Source organism: Staphylococcus sp. HMSC34G04, assembly GCF_001838765.1.
GTDB classification, from domain to species: Bacteria; Bacillota; Bacilli; order Staphylococcales; family Staphylococcaceae; genus Staphylococcus; species Staphylococcus epidermidis.
Map to the genome: position 1 here is coordinate 62,672 of NZ_KV838758.1, position 386 is coordinate 63,057.

The window sequence follows — 386 nt, forward strand, 5'->3', positions numbered from 1 at the left end:
GATTTTGTGATAGCCACATCATTCGGATGCTAACATTGAGTAAATTTTCTATCTTACGTCCTGAAAACACAAATTGTGTGTAGGCATATAGAACTACTTTTAACATCATTTTTAGATGGTATGGTGTTGCACCACGATGATGTCTGAATTCATCGAATTCAGTCTTAGGAATTGTTTCAACAATATCATTCACATATTGTAACATATCATGTGTGGGGATAAGTACTGAAGTTTCCTTTAGTAAAGTAAGTTGCGTCATATTATAATCTTTATACATAAGGCACCTCGTTAATTTCGTTTAGTGGTATTTGTTAAATTATACGAAAGGGCCTTATTTTTTTAAGTATTTTAATGTAAAATTACATATAAACACAAAGTATTTTGGC

At 30.8% G+C, this 386-nt stretch carries 1 protein-coding gene; it reads right to left on the minus strand.

Annotated features, from left to right (window positions below; all coding sequences use genetic code 11):
- Positions 1-277 (minus strand): transposase (locus HMPREF3241_RS10435; RefSeq protein WP_070853660.1); only part of this gene is annotated, 277 nt, incomplete at its 3' end.
- Positions 278-386 lie beyond the last annotated feature (109 nt).